16 protein-coding genes and 1 tRNA gene are annotated in these 15,693 nt (G+C 34.2%); 13 read left to right on the top strand and 4 right to left on the bottom strand.

Features of this window, described 5'->3' with window-relative positions; translation table 11 throughout:
• The first annotated feature begins 108 nt into the window (after nucleotides 1-108).
• The 9 genes from der to AC6FXG_RS02320 are packed head-to-tail and all read left to right on the top strand — an operon-like array spanning nucleotide 109 to nucleotide 7,447.
• The gene (gene der / locus AC6FXG_RS02360; RefSeq protein ID WP_500571401.1) at nucleotides 109-1,425 is read left to right on the top strand and encodes a ribosome biogenesis GTPase Der; all 1,317 of its coding nucleotides are present in this window, start codon (nucleotides 109-111) and stop codon (nucleotides 1,423-1,425) included.
• Nucleotides 1,425-2,018: a glycerol-3-phosphate 1-O-acyltransferase PlsY gene (plsY, locus tag AC6FXG_RS02355; protein WP_500571400.1), complete on the top strand. Its 594-nt coding sequence runs from the start codon at nucleotides 1,425-1,427 to the stop codon at nucleotides 2,016-2,018. Before der ends, plsY begins: the two co-directional genes overlap by 1 nt.
• Nucleotides 2,015-3,022: an NAD(P)H-dependent glycerol-3-phosphate dehydrogenase gene (locus AC6FXG_RS02350; protein WP_500571399.1), complete on the top strand. Its 1,008-nt coding sequence runs from the start codon at nucleotides 2,015-2,017 to the stop codon at nucleotides 3,020-3,022. Before plsY ends, AC6FXG_RS02350 begins: the two co-directional genes overlap by 4 nt.
• Entirely contained in the window at nucleotides 3,019-4,182 is a 1,164-nt protein-coding gene (locus tag AC6FXG_RS02345) for a biotin/lipoyl attachment domain-containing protein (RefSeq protein WP_500571398.1), read from the top strand. Before AC6FXG_RS02350 ends, AC6FXG_RS02345 begins: the two co-directional genes overlap by 4 nt.
• An 8-nt stretch (nucleotides 4,183-4,190) precedes the next feature.
• On the top strand, nucleotides 4,191-4,871 hold the full coding sequence (locus tag AC6FXG_RS02340; RefSeq protein WP_500571397.1) for a YggS family pyridoxal phosphate-dependent enzyme: 681 nt from the start codon (nucleotides 4,191-4,193) through the stop codon (nucleotides 4,869-4,871).
• A gap of 14 nt (nucleotides 4,872-4,885) precedes the next feature.
• Nucleotides 4,886-5,338 carry a cell division protein SepF gene (locus AC6FXG_RS02335; RefSeq protein ID WP_500571396.1) on the top strand — a complete coding sequence of 151 codons (453 nt, stop codon included), beginning with the start codon at nucleotides 4,886-4,888 and terminating at the stop codon, nucleotides 5,336-5,338.
• Nucleotides 5,332-6,096 carry a YlmH family RNA-binding protein gene (locus tag AC6FXG_RS02330; RefSeq protein ID WP_500571395.1) on the top strand — a complete coding sequence of 255 codons (765 nt, stop codon included), beginning with the start codon at nucleotides 5,332-5,334 and terminating at the stop codon, nucleotides 6,094-6,096. Before AC6FXG_RS02335 ends, AC6FXG_RS02330 begins: the two co-directional genes overlap by 7 nt.
• Nucleotides 6,093-6,542, top strand: coding sequence for a signal peptidase II (gene lspA / locus AC6FXG_RS02325; protein ID WP_500571394.1), 450 nt, complete (start codon nucleotides 6,093-6,095; stop codon nucleotides 6,540-6,542). Before AC6FXG_RS02330 ends, lspA begins: the two co-directional genes overlap by 4 nt.
• Nucleotides 6,539-7,447: an RluA family pseudouridine synthase gene (locus AC6FXG_RS02320; RefSeq protein WP_500571393.1), complete on the top strand. Its 909-nt coding sequence runs from the start codon at nucleotides 6,539-6,541 to the stop codon at nucleotides 7,445-7,447. The genes lspA and AC6FXG_RS02320 overlap by 4 nt, the downstream gene beginning before the upstream one ends.
• On the opposite strand, the gene AC6FXG_RS02315 is transcribed toward AC6FXG_RS02320, so the two are convergent.
• Nucleotides 7,415-8,482: a nucleotidyltransferase family protein gene (locus AC6FXG_RS02315; protein WP_500571392.1), complete on the bottom strand. Its 1,068-nt coding sequence runs from the start codon at nucleotides 8,480-8,482 to the stop codon at nucleotides 7,415-7,417. The two genes, AC6FXG_RS02320 and AC6FXG_RS02315, sit on opposite strands and share 33 nt — an antisense overlap.
• A 101-nt stretch (nucleotides 8,483-8,583) precedes the next feature.
• On the opposite strand from AC6FXG_RS02315, the gene AC6FXG_RS02310 reads away from it, so the two are divergent.
• Nucleotides 8,584-8,660 (top strand) — tRNA-Pro (locus AC6FXG_RS02310).
• Nucleotides 8,661-8,866: 206 nt separating this feature from the next.
• Here AC6FXG_RS02310 and sdaAA read toward each other — a convergent pair.
• The 3 genes from sdaAA to AC6FXG_RS02295 are packed head-to-tail and all read right to left on the bottom strand — an operon-like array spanning nucleotide 8,867 to nucleotide 12,244.
• Nucleotides 8,867-9,742: an L-serine ammonia-lyase, iron-sulfur-dependent, subunit alpha gene (gene sdaAA, locus AC6FXG_RS02305; RefSeq protein ID WP_500571391.1), complete on the bottom strand. Its 876-nt coding sequence runs from the start codon at nucleotides 9,740-9,742 to the stop codon at nucleotides 8,867-8,869.
• Nucleotide 9,743: 1 nt separating this feature from the next.
• Nucleotides 9,744-10,415 (bottom strand): L-serine ammonia-lyase, iron-sulfur-dependent subunit beta, encoded by a 672-nt coding sequence (gene sdaAB / locus AC6FXG_RS02300; protein ID WP_500571390.1) that lies wholly within the window; start codon nucleotides 10,413-10,415, stop codon nucleotides 9,744-9,746.
• Entirely contained in the window at nucleotides 10,412-12,244 is a 1,833-nt protein-coding gene (locus AC6FXG_RS02295) for a stalk domain-containing protein (RefSeq protein WP_500571389.1), read from the bottom strand. The genes sdaAB and AC6FXG_RS02295 overlap by 4 nt, the downstream gene beginning before the upstream one ends.
• Nucleotides 12,245-12,372: 128 nt before the next feature.
• Here AC6FXG_RS02295 and AC6FXG_RS02290 point away from each other — a divergent pair, with 128 nt between their 5' ends.
• From AC6FXG_RS02290 to AC6FXG_RS02280, 3 genes are read left to right on the top strand one after another with little or no spacing between them, the layout of a single operon-like run.
• Nucleotides 12,373-13,212, top strand: coding sequence for a hypothetical protein (locus AC6FXG_RS02290; protein ID WP_500571388.1), 840 nt, complete (start codon nucleotides 12,373-12,375; stop codon nucleotides 13,210-13,212).
• A complete protein-coding gene (locus AC6FXG_RS02285) occupies nucleotides 13,209-14,243 on the top strand; it encodes a metallophosphoesterase family protein (RefSeq protein WP_500571387.1) in 1,035 nt (344 codons plus the stop codon). The genes AC6FXG_RS02290 and AC6FXG_RS02285 overlap by 4 nt, the downstream gene beginning before the upstream one ends.
• Nucleotides 14,240-15,688: an ATP-binding protein gene (locus tag AC6FXG_RS02280; RefSeq protein ID WP_500571386.1), complete on the top strand. Its 1,449-nt coding sequence runs from the start codon at nucleotides 14,240-14,242 to the stop codon at nucleotides 15,686-15,688. Before AC6FXG_RS02285 ends, AC6FXG_RS02280 begins: the two co-directional genes overlap by 4 nt.
• Nucleotides 15,689-15,693: the final 5 nt, after the last annotated feature.

Raw genomic sequence — 15,693 nt, 5'->3', positions numbered from 1 at the left:
GGGATCTTTTTTTGTGGAATAAATACAAATTTAATAATAAAGAGAAATGAGAGTGCAAATAGAATGAAATATTTAAAATAATATGTTATAATACTGTTAGGAGGGCCTATGAGAAGAGAGATAGTTACAATAGTGGGGAGGCCGAATGTTGGCAAGTCCACACTTTTTAATAGAATAACAAAATCAAGATCTTCTATTACAGAAGATACGCCGGGTGTTACCAGAGATAGGCTTTATCGTAAGGCCGAGTGGCTGAACAAGCCTTTCTTGTTAGTTGATACTGGTGGTCTTGATGCAAAGAGCGAAGATAATTTTATGAATGATATTTATGAGCAGGCTGAGGTTGCTATTAAGTCGAGCTCATGTGTTATTTTTATTGTAGATGGCAAGTCAGGCATTACGCCTACTGATAGATCAATTCTTAACATGCTTAGAAAGTTTAATTCTAATATTGTTTTAGCTGTTAACAAGATTGATGCCAAGGACGCAGAAGAAAATTTATATGATTTTTATGAGTTTGGTATAGAAAAAATGGTCCCTATAAGTGCAGAGCATGGGATAGGAATCGGCGACTTATTAGACGAAGTTGTCAGCTTTTTCCCAGAAGAAATTGTTACTCCAGATAGGGACGATGAAATTAAAGTAGCCTTCATCGGTAAGCCTAATGTTGGTAAAAGTTCTCTGCTAAATTATATACTCGGAGAAAAGAGAGCAATTGTTACAAATATTCCTGGTACTACTAGGGATTCTATTGATACTTATGTTAATTTAAGGGATAGGGAATTTAGGTTAGTCGATACTGCAGGCCTTAGAAAACGTGGGAAAATTACTGAAAAAATTGAAAGATTTTCTGTTATAAGAACACTATCAGCTGTTGATGAGTGTGATGTTTGTGTGCTTGTAATTGATGCTAATGAAGGCATTACAGAACAAGACACAAAGATTATGGGCTATGCCTATGAAAATAATAAGGCAGTAGTGATCGCTGTTAATAAATGGGACTCAATCGAAAAGGATTCTCTAACTCAAAGGCAGTATGTTACAGATATTAAAAATGATTTATCTTATGTTCAATTTGCACCGATTGTTTTCATCTCGGCTCTTACAGGACAAAGGGTGGATGTTTTGATTGATACTATAATCAAAGTTTATGAAAACTACAACAAGAGGGTTCCAACTGGTGTTTTAAATGAAATTATCAGCGAAGCTGTGCTTTTTAATAACCCACCTCAAGATAAGGGCAGAAGATTGAAAGTTTTTTATGCTGCTCAAGTATCAGTTGCGCCTCCCGTATTTTGTATTTATGTAAATGATACAAAATTAACACACTTTTCCTACACTAGGTATTTAGAAAACACAATAAGGAACTCTTTTGATTTTGAAGGAGTGCCTTTGGTGTTTGTATATAAGAATAGGGGCGAATAATGCAATATTTATTTTATTTATTTTGCTATTTACTTGGCTCAATTAGTTTTTCCTACGTCCTTGTAAAGATCTTTAAAAATGAAGATGTAAGGGATAAGGGAAGTAAAAATGCAGGTGCTACTAATGTTATGAGAAATTATGGTAGAACCATTGGGATCATGGCCTTTATCTTGGATTATGGCAAGGGTTTCTTGGCAGCGTTTTTATCTAGTCATTTTAATATAGGTATCCCGATTTTGGCAGTATTTTTTGCTGCCTTAGGTCATATTTTTCCTGTATTTTTAAAATTCAAGGGAGGCAAAGGCGTAGCTACAACAGCAGGAGGATTTTCTGCTATGAGTCCGCCTTCTATTTTGATGGGCTTTCTTGTATTTGGAGCCTTTGCTTTTGGGACAGGTTATGCATCTGTAGGAAGCATGGCTCTGATGGCATATTTATTTTTCTATGTTGCCTTGGTTGCCCTAAAACTTAAAGGCTTTGAGCTATTGATTGCGGGCCTTTCTGTATTAATGGTTATAATTTGTCATAAGGACAATATTATTAGACTTATAAATGGTAAAGAAAATTCTATTCATAAGGGGAAGAAATTATGAGAGTTTGCGTAATAGGCGGCGGAAGCTGGGGAGTTAGTTTAGCCAATGTTCTAAATGATAACAAGCACGATGTCAGCATTTATTTTCGAGACAAGAAACAAATTGATTATATAAAGGAAAATGGTAAGAGTAATAAATATTTAAAAGATTTTGTTTTTCCAAAGGAAATTAAGCTTACAAATTCAATATCAGAGGCTATTGATGGAGGTAAAATTATTGTATTAGCTACTCCTTTGCAACAAATCGTGGAGGTTTTGGAGGAGATAAAGCCATATTTAAAGGGCGATGAAATTATTGTAGATGCCAGCAAGGGAATTCACTTTGAAAGACTGCAAACGGCTTCTGAAATTGTAGAGGATGTATTGGGGAATTTTTCTTACGCTGTTATATCTGGACCAAGTCATGCTGAAGAAGTTTCCAAGAGAATGATAACTACAGTTGCCTGTGCATCAAAAGATGAAGAGGTTGCCAAATTTGTACAAGACGCTTTTATGACCGAATATTTTAGGGTTTATATCCACAAGGATGTCTTGGGCGTTGAAGTAGCAGGGGCAATTAAAAACGTAATTGCCATTGGAGCTGGTGTCCTAACTGGACTTGACCAAGGCGATAATGCCAAGGCTGCTTTGATAACCAGGGGCTTGTTTGAAATGTCGAAGCTAGGCAAGAGCTTAGGCTGCAATCCGCTTACCTTTATGGGCTTAGCTGGTATGGGCGACTTAATTGTAACTGCAAACTCAATTCACTCTAGAAACTTTAGGGCGGGTTTATTGATTGGCAAAGGTTTGCCTATAAATAAATTACAAGAAGAGATTGGTGAAACAGTTGAGGGTGTAAACACTGCCAAGGCTGTTCATCTGCTAAGTGAGAAGATGGGTGTAAACATGCCGATTTGTAAGGTTATATATGAAGTTTTATATGAAGGCAAGGGAATTGATATAGCTATTCACGAGCTAATGAATAGACCTAGGAAACATGAGTTTATGGAGATGATGGAAATTTGAAGCAAGAAAAGAAATATTCTCCCTTTTTAGTAGTAATGCTCCTTGTAATCTACACAGGCATTTTATTCTATTCAGTCCAGCCGATGCTTAAGGCAAATTCCTCGACATTTTATTTGCCAGTTGAAACAACATACTATGATTCTATTAGTGGAGATTTTTTGGCTATAAAAGATGAGACAGTATTTTCTTCATCTAAAATAACTGGTTCGGCAAACTATGAAGAGGGAACAAGGCTAAGACGTGGAATTATAAAGGCTGGTATAGCAGAAAACGAAGAGTATTACGAGATAAGTAAAAAGTTATCTGAGCTAGAAGATACTAAGGCAATGTTTACAAGTGAGATTACTGATATAGATAAAAATTTAAGGCAAGCTATCATTAGTGAAGATTACAATAGTTTGAAAAAACTGGTCAATAGCTTTGGATATAAAGTTTTAAAAGATGGCAATCTGACAAATGCCAGCAAGATAGATGAAGAAATCGAGAAGTTAAGAGTAAAATTAAACTCTTTAAGCTCAGCTGAAGTATGGAATCCTGCTGGTATTATTAGCTATGATATGGATGGATATGAATATCTTAAGATTGATGATTTTGAGAATATCAAATATGAAGAATTCGTAGATGTGCTTAGCAGACCAAATTTGGATATTAATCAAAAAGATTTCAAAATAGTTGATAATTTTAGAGTTTTATTTATAGTTCATTTTCCAAACAGCCAGGAATTGGTGGATCTCAATGGAAGACGCATAAATATATCCATTGATGACCACAATAGCTTTTTAAGTGCAAGGGTTGTGATTCCCGCTAACTATGATAAAGATGGATTGGTTGGTTTCTTGGTCGATAATCACATAGAAGATATATATAGTATTAGAAGGGGGAAATTATCTGTTGTCTTTAACTCTGTGCCAGCTTTTAGAATTCCAACACAAGCCATAGTTGAGTACAATGGCAAGCAGGGAGTTGTTGTTAAAGATGAAAATGGAATAATTAGGTTCAGACCAGTTGATATTTATAAGTCTCAACAGGATTTTACTTTTATATCTAGAGGTAATGCAAGAGCAGAAATTGGCAACGAAGATAATTCAGAGCGAACCATAGTTTTCTATGAGGAAATAATTCTAAATCCGAATTTAAATAGAATTGATACGATTTATTGAGGTGGATAATGATAAAAGAAAATTTGGATATGGTAAATCAAAAAATCAAAATTGCTGCAGAAAAATCTGGCAGGACTTTTGAAGATATAACTTTAGTTGCTGTGACCAAAACTCATGGTTTGGATATGATAGATGAGGCAATAGAATCTGGTGTAGTAAATATTGGAGAAAATCGAGTCCAAGAGCTTATGACCAAGATTGACCATATACCTGAAAATATAAATATACACATGATAGGGCAATTGCAATCAAATAAGGTCAAGTATATAATCAATCGGGTTAATCTTATTCAATCCTTGGACAGGATGAGTTTATTAAAGAAGATACAAAATGAAGCTGAAAAAATAGATAAGATTCAAGACTGTTTGATTCAAATTAATTTGACCGATGATAAAAATAGGGCTGGCGTACATTTTGATGATTTGGAAGATTTTTGCAAAGAAGTTTCTAATTGTAAAAATGTAAGAGTTTTAGGATTAATGTGTGTAGCACCATTAGACTCTAATAAAGATGAATTAATTGAAGTATTTACTAATATGAGACTAGCATTTGAAGGATTAAAATGCTATAATATAAGTAATGTATGTCCTAAAATACTTTCTATGGGTATGAGCTCAGATTTTGAACTTGCTATTGAACAAGGTGCAAATATGGTTCGTGTCGGAAGTGCAATTTTTGGACATAGATAATAGAGGAGGAAGTTATGTCATTCTTAGATAAGATGAAAAATTTTTTAGTTGCTCCAGACGAAGAGCAAGACTTGTATGAAGAAGAATTTGAAGATGAGGTTGAATATACCCCTGAGCCAGCAAAAGCTAAGTACTCACCAAAGGTTACCGTTAGCGAAAGCAGTCGTCCAGCACCTTTGACATCAAGGTCGTCAACTTTTAAAATTCAAGTTCAAGACCCTCTAAAGTACGAAGATGCACCAAAGATTATAGATAAACTAATCAATAATGATGCAGTGGTTGTTAATTTTGAAAACCTTGAACCAGAAATTAAAAGGCAAGTGTTTGACTTTATTAATGGTGGAATTTATGCTATTGAAGGTAAGATTCAAAAGGTTACAAGAGATATCTTTATCCTAGCTCCAAAGGGAGTAGGCATTGAAGGCATCAAAGAAGAATTGGTAGAAAGCGGTCTTTATACTTGGTAGATGAATTATCGTTTTTATACAATGACGATGAAAAAATAAAATACTCCAGAATAGAGGAGAAAGCTTTAATTGCTTTAAATAATTTTAGGGCTGAGCCTGTAGATTTTCTTGACCCATTTTGGCAAGAAATGTCTATATCAATTGCTCAAAAATATGATGACCTTAAAGCAATATTTTTTGGTGGAATGGATAATGCAGAAAATAAATATCTAGTCTTTTGTCCATGGTATATGGATTTAGACGCAAAGGATTTTATAAGCATTATTTGTTTCGACAATCCTTATGATGATATTAAGCATAGTGATGTTTTAGGAAAACTTCTTTCGCTTGGAATTGACAGGAGGACTTTGGGCGACATTTTTGTTGGAGAAAAAGTATATATAGTTGTAAGCAAGTCGGTAGAGTCATTTTTGTTAACAGAGTTTAGAGATATTCGTCGCCATGGTATAATTCCATATACAGTTGATAAAGCTCCATCAATTATAAAAGATTCTTATAAGGAGACAAGTGTTATTGTACCTTCTTTGAGACTAGACGCTATTGTTAGTAAGGTTTACAATATATCAAGGAGCCAGGCCCAAGGCAAGATTGAAAATGGTCTGTTAAAGTTAAATTATAGGGTTGTAGATAAACCAGCAACTGAGCTTAAAGAAGACTCATTAATATCGCTTAGGTCTTTTGGCCGAGTAAAGGTCAAAGAAGTCGTGGGTCAAACACAAAAGGGTAATTTAAGATTAAAAGTGGAGAGATTGATTTGATTTATGTTTTTATAACTTTAATTTTAATAGCAGCTGACCAATACACAAAGTATTTGGCTGCAAATAATTTGGTAGATAATTCAATAAACATTTTTAATTGGTTTAAGTTAACCTATGTAGAAAATTCTGGAGCTGCCTTTGGCATGCTTGCTGGTAAGCAGACTTTTTTTATAGTGCTTACAGCAGGAGTTTTAGTAGTTTTTTCGGCCTATGTAATAAATCATAGGCTTGAGTTCAACACTTTAGAAAAAATCGCCCTCACTCTATTTTTTAGTGGGGCAGTTGGAAACTTTATAGACAGGCTCATGAACGCATATGTAATAGATTTTATTTCGGTTAGACTCTTTAATGTTTATGATTTTCCGGTATTTAACCTGGCAGATACTTATATTTCTATTTCAGCTGTATTATTTATTATAATTGTTATTTTAGGGGACAAGAAATGAAAATGACTATTTTTATGTCAAGCGATGATAGGCTTGACATTTTTTTTAAATCTTTTGGCTTTGAAACCAGGTCAGAATTTGCAAACGCAATAAAGGAAGAGCGAGTTTTAATTAATGACAAAAAAACAAAAGCCAGTTATAAACTTGCCAAGGGTGATGTTATTACCATTAAGCCCGATATAGATTACAACAAACCAAAAAAATTAAATATCAAAGTTCTTTATGAGGATGAGGATATACTTGTAATTGATAAACCAGCTTTTATTGCAAGCCATGGAGCGAAGTCATATAAGGGTGATAGCGTTGTCAATTGGCTTTTATATTATGGGTGTGACTTAAGCGATTTAAATGGGGATGACCGGCCGGGAATTGTTCACAGGCTTGATGCAGATACATCTGGAGCGCTTATTATTGCAAAGAATAATCTTGTCCATCAAAAACTCCAAGACGCATTTAGGGCCAGGTCAATTACAAAAGAATATTTGGCAATAGTAAATGGCTGTCCAAAGTTTGATGAGCTAACTATTGAAGATCCAATTGCCAGGGGCAATAACCCAACCAAGATGGCAGTTGTAGATGGGGGCAGGACTGCTGTATCACATGTTCAAACAATTGATAAAAACGAAGACTTTGCTCTTTTAAAAGTGAAAATAGAAACAGGGCGGACCCACCAAATTCGCGTACATCTCAGCCATCATAATCTGCCAATAATTGGAGACAAATTATACGGCTTAAAAAAAGAAAAAATAATAGCACGAAGACAAATGCTTCATGCTTATCATTTAGCTTTTAACCATCCAATTACTGGTAAGTGGATGGATATTTACATTGACCCGCCAGAAGATTTTAATTCTATATTGGCAAAGGCAGGCCTAGATAAAGGGAGACTGACTTCTATCAAGTAACTGCTTGTGGTCTGATAGTGAATGATAAAACTCACTGTGACTCTCATTTAAAATATACAAGTCTCGACTTAATGAATTCAATCTATCAATGTCTTTATATTGGGTGTAGAGAACAGATTTATCTATCGAATTTAAAATATCTGATGATTTTGAAATGGCTAAAGGTTTAATCAAGGTGGTGTCAGCGAATTTTTCTTGCATTTCACTTGTAATTCCAAGTATTGCCTTTAGTATAGCTCTTCTAATCCTAGACCTACTCAGAGTCTTGTGGGCTGAGTTTTCGATTATATCCTCAAAGCTTTCAGCGTAAAATATTGAATCATAAATTCGATTTTTATTTGATTCATCTAGGCCTTCGGAATCTATAGACTTGGATATGCCAATAGACTTACATGATGAAAGTAGAGATTCATTTGAAATATAATTTCCTGATTTTTTCATCTCTTGCCTAATAGAAGAGGCAGAGTAGTCGCTATCCTCATTGTGGTTGTATGAGCTTACAATTCTCTGTATTGGAATTATTTTTATTGGTGCATTTAATCTTTTTAATTCTTTTATATATTCAGTGGCTAGCATATCATTGCTGCCAATTATTTTGCCAGTTTCCTTGAGGACTGAATCTTTTATATAATTGCTATAAGAGATGTCCTTGAGGATTATTTTTTTATTGGCAAGGTTGTTATCAATTGAAGATACAATATCAGCTAGATAATATAAAAAATCTAGATCAGGATTTTCGGCTCCAAAGGCAAGCCCATCTATGCCAATAGCCATTAGATGGCGAATGGAGTTGCGGCTGAATGTCTGACCGTTTTGCAAGGAGAATACAGATGCCAATTCAAAAACAGCATCGACACCATTATTGTAAGCATTAAAAGCACGCGAAAACTTATCTGTAATTGCAAACTCTCCACGCACGACATAATCACCGCTCATTATAGATATGATGTCGGCATTTTTTTCTTTAACTGTATTTATTAAATGTAAATGTCCCTTGTGAAAGGGGTTAAATTCAGCAATAATTCCAATTCTCATAATCTACCTCTAGAAAATTTTATCACAGTAAGCGATATTTTACAATTAAAGACTTATATTGTAAAGTTTATTTTTATATGTTATAATACATAAGAAGTCGGCGGGGTGTAGCGCAGTCCGGTAGCGCACTCGTCTGGGGGGCGAGTGGTCGCAGGTTCAAATCCTGTCACTCCGACCAAAAAATAAAACAGATGGTTTGTAATGTATATGTACGGCCATCTGTTTTTATTTGTCAAATTTTTATATATGAATCAAAGTTTGATTTGAATAATTTTTTAAAAAATTTATTGAAAAACTTTTAAAGATTTCAGCAGAAAATAATTATTATTTAAATTGAGTAATAAAAAAATGCGGACCGAGGCCCGCATTAAAAAAATTAAATAGTTATTTTTTATTTACGCTCATTCTTTCGTGTTCTAATCTTTCGGCAGTTGGAGTTGCAGCAATTCCGCCCATAGCAGTTTCTCTAAGGGCTTCAGGCATACTTGCTCCAACTTGACGCATGGAGTCAATGGTTTCGTCCAATGGAACTAAGCAGTTGACACCAGCCATGGCGAGGTCTGCAGATATAATTGCATTTACAACACCGCTTGCATTTCTGAGATTGCAAGGATACTCTACAAGGCCGCACACAGGGTCACATACAAGTCCTAAGATGTTTTTAATAGCAAAGGCTGCAGCAGCAAACATTATGTCAGGCTTGTATCCTCTGAGATAGCAAATAGCAGCAGCACCCATTGCTGAAGCTGATCCACATTCTGCTTGACATCCACCTTCAGCACCGGAAATGCTTGCGTTTTGTGCAATAATTTCGCCAATTACACCAGATGTGATTAGAGCCTTTACGAGTTCTTCATCTGTGTAATTATATTTTTCTTGCATGGTAAAGAGCACACCTGGGATAATGCCGCTGGCACCAGCTGTTGGAGCTGCAACAATTCTACCCATTGAAGCGTTTACTTCTGATACTGAAAGGGCCATTGCCATCGCTCTGGTTATTAAGCTCCCACTTACAGAGTCATCTCTAAAGTGGTTAACCTTGATGGCGTTTCCACCTGTTATACCTGAAAGAGTTTGAATAGATTTATCTAAACCTTCATAAGCGGACTCCCTCATTACATTTAGTGTGGTTTTCATTCTTTCAAGCATTTCTTCAGGTTCAATGCCAATATTTTCTTCGTCTTTAATAAGAGCAATTTCCCAAATCTCTTTGCCGGTTGTCCTGTATATATCATATATTTCACTTGCTTTATTATACATATTAGTCATCCTTTCCAACTTTTATAAAAGTAGCAAACTCAAAATCGTCAATCCTATTTATATCATCTAAAATAGAATTATCAACCTCACCATCAAACTCACATAAAAGAGTGGACATGCGGCCACTTCTTATTACAGTCATATTTGCAATATTAAATCCTGCGATGGCAAAAAGGGAAGTTATCCTAGAGATGATGCCTTTTTTATCCTTGTATTTTAAGATAACGGTTGGGCGTTCACCTCTGAATTCAATTTCAGTTCCATTTATATTTGTGATTAAAATATTTCCCCCACCAATGGATGAACCTTGTACATAATAGTCTGGCCTATCTTCGTAGTGAAAAATAATACGGACTGTGTTTGGGTGAACAAAGCCCAAATCTGTTTCTAAGTACTCATAATGCAAGTTATTTCCATCAGCAATTTTAAATGCGTCTCTAATCCTTACATCACTTGGTGAAAATCCCATAACACCGCCTAAAAGAGCCTTATCGGTACCGTGGCCATTGTATGTTTTTGCAAACGAACCATGCAAGAGGAAAGAAACGGATGTAAATCCTTCTCCTGCAATAGTTGTAGCAATTCTTCCTAGTCTTGCAGCTCCAGCAGTGTGTGAGCTTGAAGGGCCAATCATAATTGGTCCAAGTATTTCTAATAAACTAAAATCCCTCATAAATTACCCTTTCTTTCTTTCAATTTTTTTATTCTTTTTTCTAAATTCAAGTATAAAATCATACTAATAAGAAGTAGCGCTGAGAACAAATAAACATAGATGATGTTTTTTGCATCCAATATTATGTTTATATCTCCGTCTTGAAGAGGAGCTTCCAATAGACTGGCCTTTGAATTCTTTTTTAATTTTAGAAGATTATTGTCAGCTTTAACTGAATAGAATCCACCAAAAAGATTTGCAAGAGCTTTTTCTGATAAATAAATTTCATTGTTTATAAGAATAGGTGGATCAATAAGTTCTGATTTGTTAGCACCAGTGGAGAAAAATTGATTACCTATGCTTAGTTTAATAGCATCTCCAATCGTTGCAATCCCCAAATTTTCTTCATAAGAAACGCCTAGAAATTCACAGATTTCACCGATGGGTAGAAGAACACGATTGTTGTAGCTAATAGCATCTATATCTTTTGTTTTCTTGCCCCTCATATCTATTTTGTAATCTTCAATTTTATCGAATGAAGCAACTGTCCTTTTAATCCATCTGGCTTTTGGTGTGTTTGGAATAATTTTACTCTCGTTAATTAAAACTACTCCCTCTCTAATCAGAGTTTGAATGCCACTAGATATATTTGGCACATCAGCAATAGAAGAGTGTTGGCTAATGACTTTTGGATCGATAATGACAATATCTGCATCCGCACCAACTTGAATCATTCCCTTGTTTAGGAGGGGAGAATCAATGGCAGGAAACATATCTTTAACTGATTTGGTCTGTCCACTAATAGCTTCCTTCAAGCTTTCTGTATTTGACCCCATTAAAAGTCTAGCCATAAAAGTGTTAATATCTTGAGTATTCATGATTTTACCAGGTGCACGGTCAAAGCTTTCACTCGTAAATGATGGACTAGATACAATTTTATTAATCGTTTCTTGATTTATAGCTCCAGCTATAGAAATTCTGTTATTTGACTTATAATAATTTTCATTAAAAGGAAAAGATTCCTTGTTGTCTTTGTTTACAGCAAGATTTCCATTTAAGTTTTTCAAGTAATTAGAATTTTGATTAGCAGGGACAATATTTACATAAGAAAAAGGATAACCACCAAGAGTGAAATTATTATGGTCACTAGCAAAGTTAAGAAGGTCATCCATAATACTATAAAAATTATTTGCTGCAAGTAAGTGAATTTTGCGGTCTTTATTTGTTTCTATAAGTGTAGATACAAATGGAATAATTTCGCTTTCATTAATATTCTCTAAGTCTAGGTACAATGGAAATGTAGAATCTATAAAATTCAAGTCCAAAGGGTCTGCTGTTAGAGGCTTTATATAAAAACCAGCAAAGCCGTCTGAGATTGCAGAAGCAACTTTGGATTTAAAGTCAGTATAGGCCTGATCCTGGTCCTTGTTTGCGTAAATATTTGAAATATCTCTCAAAAGAATTCTGTTTATGTAAGAGATATTTGCACCATTATTTAAAAGAAATGAATCGTAATTATCATCTGCAATATAGATTGAGCTTACAACACCGTCAAAGAGTCTGGATTCATCAAATTTATCGCCAAAGTGCCTTTGAAAACTATCTATAAAGGCAGGTATTACAAGTTTACCACTAGCATCTATGATAGTGTTGCCAATAATATCATCAAGAGTTATTATTGAAATTTTATCATCCTTAATACCAATATTATATTTTTCTAGACTTTTATTACTTGCAGGATCATAGACATCGCCATGTAGAATAACAGTGTCATATTTGTCTGCTGCAAGTGATGTAAAAGAATACAACAAAAGAAATATTAATAATGAAAAAACCATTTTCCTTTTCATATAAATCACCACAATCATTATACACGATATATGGAAAAAATAAAAGAATAATCGATTACAAATACCACTTTAAAACAAATGTGAGAATTATCTTATAATTTGTGTTATAATTAAAACAAGGAGGGCGTATGGCACTGTTAATTGAACTATCACCCAAGCTCATAATCGACTTTGAAGATCAAAAATCATCTAGAGAAGTTTTGTTAAGATCAGGTGATCTTTATAAAATTTTGAACAAGTACAATCAAGATAACAATATTTATTTAGCAGCAGGCTCCTACATAGGAGAGGAAATTAAATCGATTCTATTGAGCAAAGGGTCAAGCATTAAGCATATTAAAATTAAAGACGGAGCAAAGATTAAAGTAAGGATAAATAATGGAGATAATCCCATTATCAGGAGTGAAGGAGACCATAAACTTACTTTTGATGACAATATGGAAATAAGGAAAAATTTTGTGTCATCACTATTTAAAGAAGACCTAATGCTTTTGCCTGTATATGATTTGGAGAGGGAATTTGCCTTGGAGTTTTTGCGTAAGGCAAATGAATATCACAAAGACTCTATTGTTTTTGGCGACTATGCCATCAGCTCTTTGTCAGAAAATCCTACGGTGGCAATTATAGATGAAGAGGCAGTAATTGATTTTGCACCCTTTAAAATTGTCAGTGAATATGAATTGATAAATTTTTCTTATAGTTTATGTGAGGGCAAAAAAACCAAGCTTTTACTCACTACTCATTTTGGTTTGCTTTTTTATAATGGAGAGACTTGCCTTCAATATGATTTACCGTCTTATAATCAAGATATGATTTACTTTGCCTATACTTTTGCTCTTGAGAACAAAATGGATCCAAAAGACATTCCAAAATTTGTTGTAGCAGCTTCACAAGTTGAACCAGGCACAAAGGTTGGAGAGATAATGTCTTTGGCAAAAAATTTTAAAGGAAGTGTACTTCATAGATGATTAAGTTAATTCATATATCTGATCTTCATTTATGCGATTCTCTAAAATCTTCGGTTATAGAGCCATATCAGATGAGGGAGATCCAGTGGACGACTTTGAAAAACCTTGTAGAGTATGCAAACAGTAAGGACATCGACCTAATACTTATAAGTGGAGACCTCTACGAGAGAAAATATTTTTCAAAAACTCACGCTCGGAGGTTGATTAAAATATTAGGAGAGTTTAATGGTGAAGTCCTGATTATTTTTGGCAACCATGACTATGTAGGAGATAACTTTGTATTCGATGATATAGATATACCTGACAATATAATTCTTCACACTATGAACAAGATCAAGAGATATGATTTTCATGATTTAAATCTTTCTATTTTTATGCATAGCTGGGAGAGAGAAGTTGAAGTCGCGCCTGATTTTACAAATGTAGAAAGAAAAAATAAATACAATATTTTAATGGCTCATTCCGGCTTAAATATTGATAAGGCTTATATGCCTTTTGATAAGAGCCTGGTTGGAGAGGCTTATGAATATGTAGCTCTTGGCCATATTCATAAGCCAATGGTAGTTGATGATAAGTTTTTTTATCCTGGAAGTTTAGAGCCGCTGTCTATAAAGGAAACTGGCCCGCACGGTGGATATGAAATTGAAATTGATAATGGGGTAAGCGTATCATTTGTTGATTTTGCATCTCTGGAATATGTGGATGAGAATATTGATAGTAGTAACAAATCTGTTGACGAGATTGTAGATGGAGTAAAGCCATTAGCGAGCGAAAAAATTCAAGCTTTAAGGCTTACACTTACAGGGCCTGATATGTCTATGGATGTAGAAGAACTAAGATATGCTTTAAAGAATTATTTTCCATATATAGTTATAAATGATAAACGGACGCCAAATATGCAAGTTACAGGTATTAATTCAGAGTTTTTAGATGATGTAAATGATATAATTGAAAGTGAATTTGAAGGTCCTTATCAAGAAGATTTAAAGAGAAAACTCATCTCGCTTATGAATAAGGTGGCAGGCTTATGATTATAAAAGAAATATTACTGGATGGCTTTGGAAAGTTTGATAGGAAGCACATAGAATTTGCTCCAGGCTTAAATGTCGTGTACGCCAAAAATGAAGCTGGTAAAACTACAATTAGAAAATCAATTGAAGCTGCCTTGTATGGTTTTGCAAATACAGAATCAAAGAGAAAAAATTATTATGATGACTATAACATATATAAGTCTGGGGCCTATAGGGTAAAATTAAATTTGACATGCGAGGATGGTGACATTTCAATAGAACGCGATTTATCGCAAGAGCTTGCAAGGGTTTATTCTGACCATAGAGATGTTTCTAGTGGATATACTTATGTAAACAAGATTCTTGCTCCTGGCCTTGATATCTTGGGTGTGGATAGCTCTGTTTACAGGGAGTTTTTTGATATAGATTCCAACAATGATTTAGATAATGAACTCATTCGAATGATATTAAATGCTGATATCGACTCCGATTTTGCAAGCAAAATAATTTCCTTGGCTGAAAGTGAAAGATCTGAAATCGGCTCTTTAAATGCGCCCACTAAACAAAGGGCAATTATTTATAGGCAGATTTCAGATTTAAAAGAAAAAATCCGCTCTTATAAGGAAATAGAAAATGAAATTAAAAGCTTAAAAGAAAAGATTGAGGACAAAGAGTTGGCTGATGTTCAAAGGCTAAAATTAGATAAAAAGCCAAAGAATACTCAATCAAATTTGTTTGAATACTTTGTCATGATAATTTCTTTTGCTTCGTTTTTTATCTATGTAAATAATGCTTGGCTATATCTAATTCCAGCTATTTTTATTATTTTATCCTTAGCCAGTATTTTACGTAAAAGAAGAAAAAACAAAGTTGTAGAGCAAGGACCAATAGAAAACAAAAATGAAAATGAAATTGAATTTTACAAGGGCCAGCTAGATATTTTGGAAAAATATATGGATGAGAAGCTGGAAGACATAGATAGGTTGGAAAGGTTAACTGCAAAATTAGAGGACCTAGACTATGAGTACAAACTTTTAACTGACCTGATCGATATTACAGACAGGGCGCAGAGAAAAAGATCTGCTAGTCCAATTAATAAGAGCCAAGACAAGTCAAAGGAAATTTTTAAATTTATAACGGCAAGTGATGATTTGTTTTTAGATAAAGATTTTAATAGCTTTTTAGACAGGGGATTTAAGCTAAATAAAGACCAAATGAGCACGGCTACCAAAGAGATTGTAAATTTTTCAACCAAGATGGCCCTCAGGCTTCAAATAATGGAAGGCGGTTTTATATTACTTGATGATGCCTTTCAATACTTGGATGACTTTAGGTTGGCCAATACGGTTGAGTATTTGACAAGTCTTTGTCAAGAAGGTTTTCAAATTATTGTCTTCACATCCAATAAGAGAATTTTGGATATATTGGAAGCTGGATCAAAAAAATATAAGAAGGTGCTTTTATAAATATT

It is taken from the genome of Ezakiella massiliensis, assembly GCF_059862345.1.
This window is presented reverse-complemented; position numbering and strand designations above follow the sequence as displayed.

What these genes read in the sequence shown, in the direction of transcription:
- der (WP_500571401.1), top strand. Translation starts at nt 109, where the DNA reads ATGAGAAGAGAGATAGTTACAATAGTGGGGAGGCCGAATGTTGGCAAG.
- plsY (WP_500571400.1), top strand. Translation starts at nt 1,425, where the DNA reads ATGCAATATTTATTTTATTTATTTTGCTATTTACTTGGCTCAATTAGT.
- AC6FXG_RS02350 (WP_500571399.1), top strand. Translation starts at nt 2,015, where the DNA reads ATGAGAGTTTGCGTAATAGGCGGCGGAAGCTGGGGAGTTAGTTTAGCC.
- AC6FXG_RS02340 (WP_500571397.1), top strand. Translation starts at nt 4,191, where the DNA reads ATGATAAAAGAAAATTTGGATATGGTAAATCAAAAAATCAAAATTGCT.
- AC6FXG_RS02335 (WP_500571396.1), top strand. Translation starts at nt 4,886, where the DNA reads ATGTCATTCTTAGATAAGATGAAAAATTTTTTAGTTGCTCCAGACGAA.
- AC6FXG_RS02320 (WP_500571393.1), top strand. Translation starts at nt 6,539, where the DNA reads ATGAAAATGACTATTTTTATGTCAAGCGATGATAGGCTTGACATTTTT.
- AC6FXG_RS02315 (WP_500571392.1), bottom strand. Translation starts at nt 8,482, where the DNA reads ATGAGAATTGGAATTATTGCTGAATTTAACCCCTTTCACAAGGGACAT.
- sdaAA (WP_500571391.1), bottom strand. Translation starts at nt 9,742, where the DNA reads ATGTATAATAAAGCAAGTGAAATATATGATATATACAGGACAACCGGC.
- sdaAB (WP_500571390.1), bottom strand. Translation starts at nt 10,415, where the DNA reads ATGAGGGATTTTAGTTTATTAGAAATACTTGGACCAATTATGATTGGC.
- AC6FXG_RS02295 (WP_500571389.1), bottom strand. Translation starts at nt 12,244, where the DNA reads ATGAAAAGGAAAATGGTTTTTTCATTATTAATATTTCTTTTGTTGTAT.
- AC6FXG_RS02290 (WP_500571388.1), top strand. Translation starts at nt 12,373, where the DNA reads ATGGCACTGTTAATTGAACTATCACCCAAGCTCATAATCGACTTTGAA.
- AC6FXG_RS02285 (WP_500571387.1), top strand. Translation starts at nt 13,209, where the DNA reads ATGATTAAGTTAATTCATATATCTGATCTTCATTTATGCGATTCTCTA.
- AC6FXG_RS02280 (WP_500571386.1), top strand. Translation starts at nt 14,240, where the DNA reads ATGATTATAAAAGAAATATTACTGGATGGCTTTGGAAAGTTTGATAGG.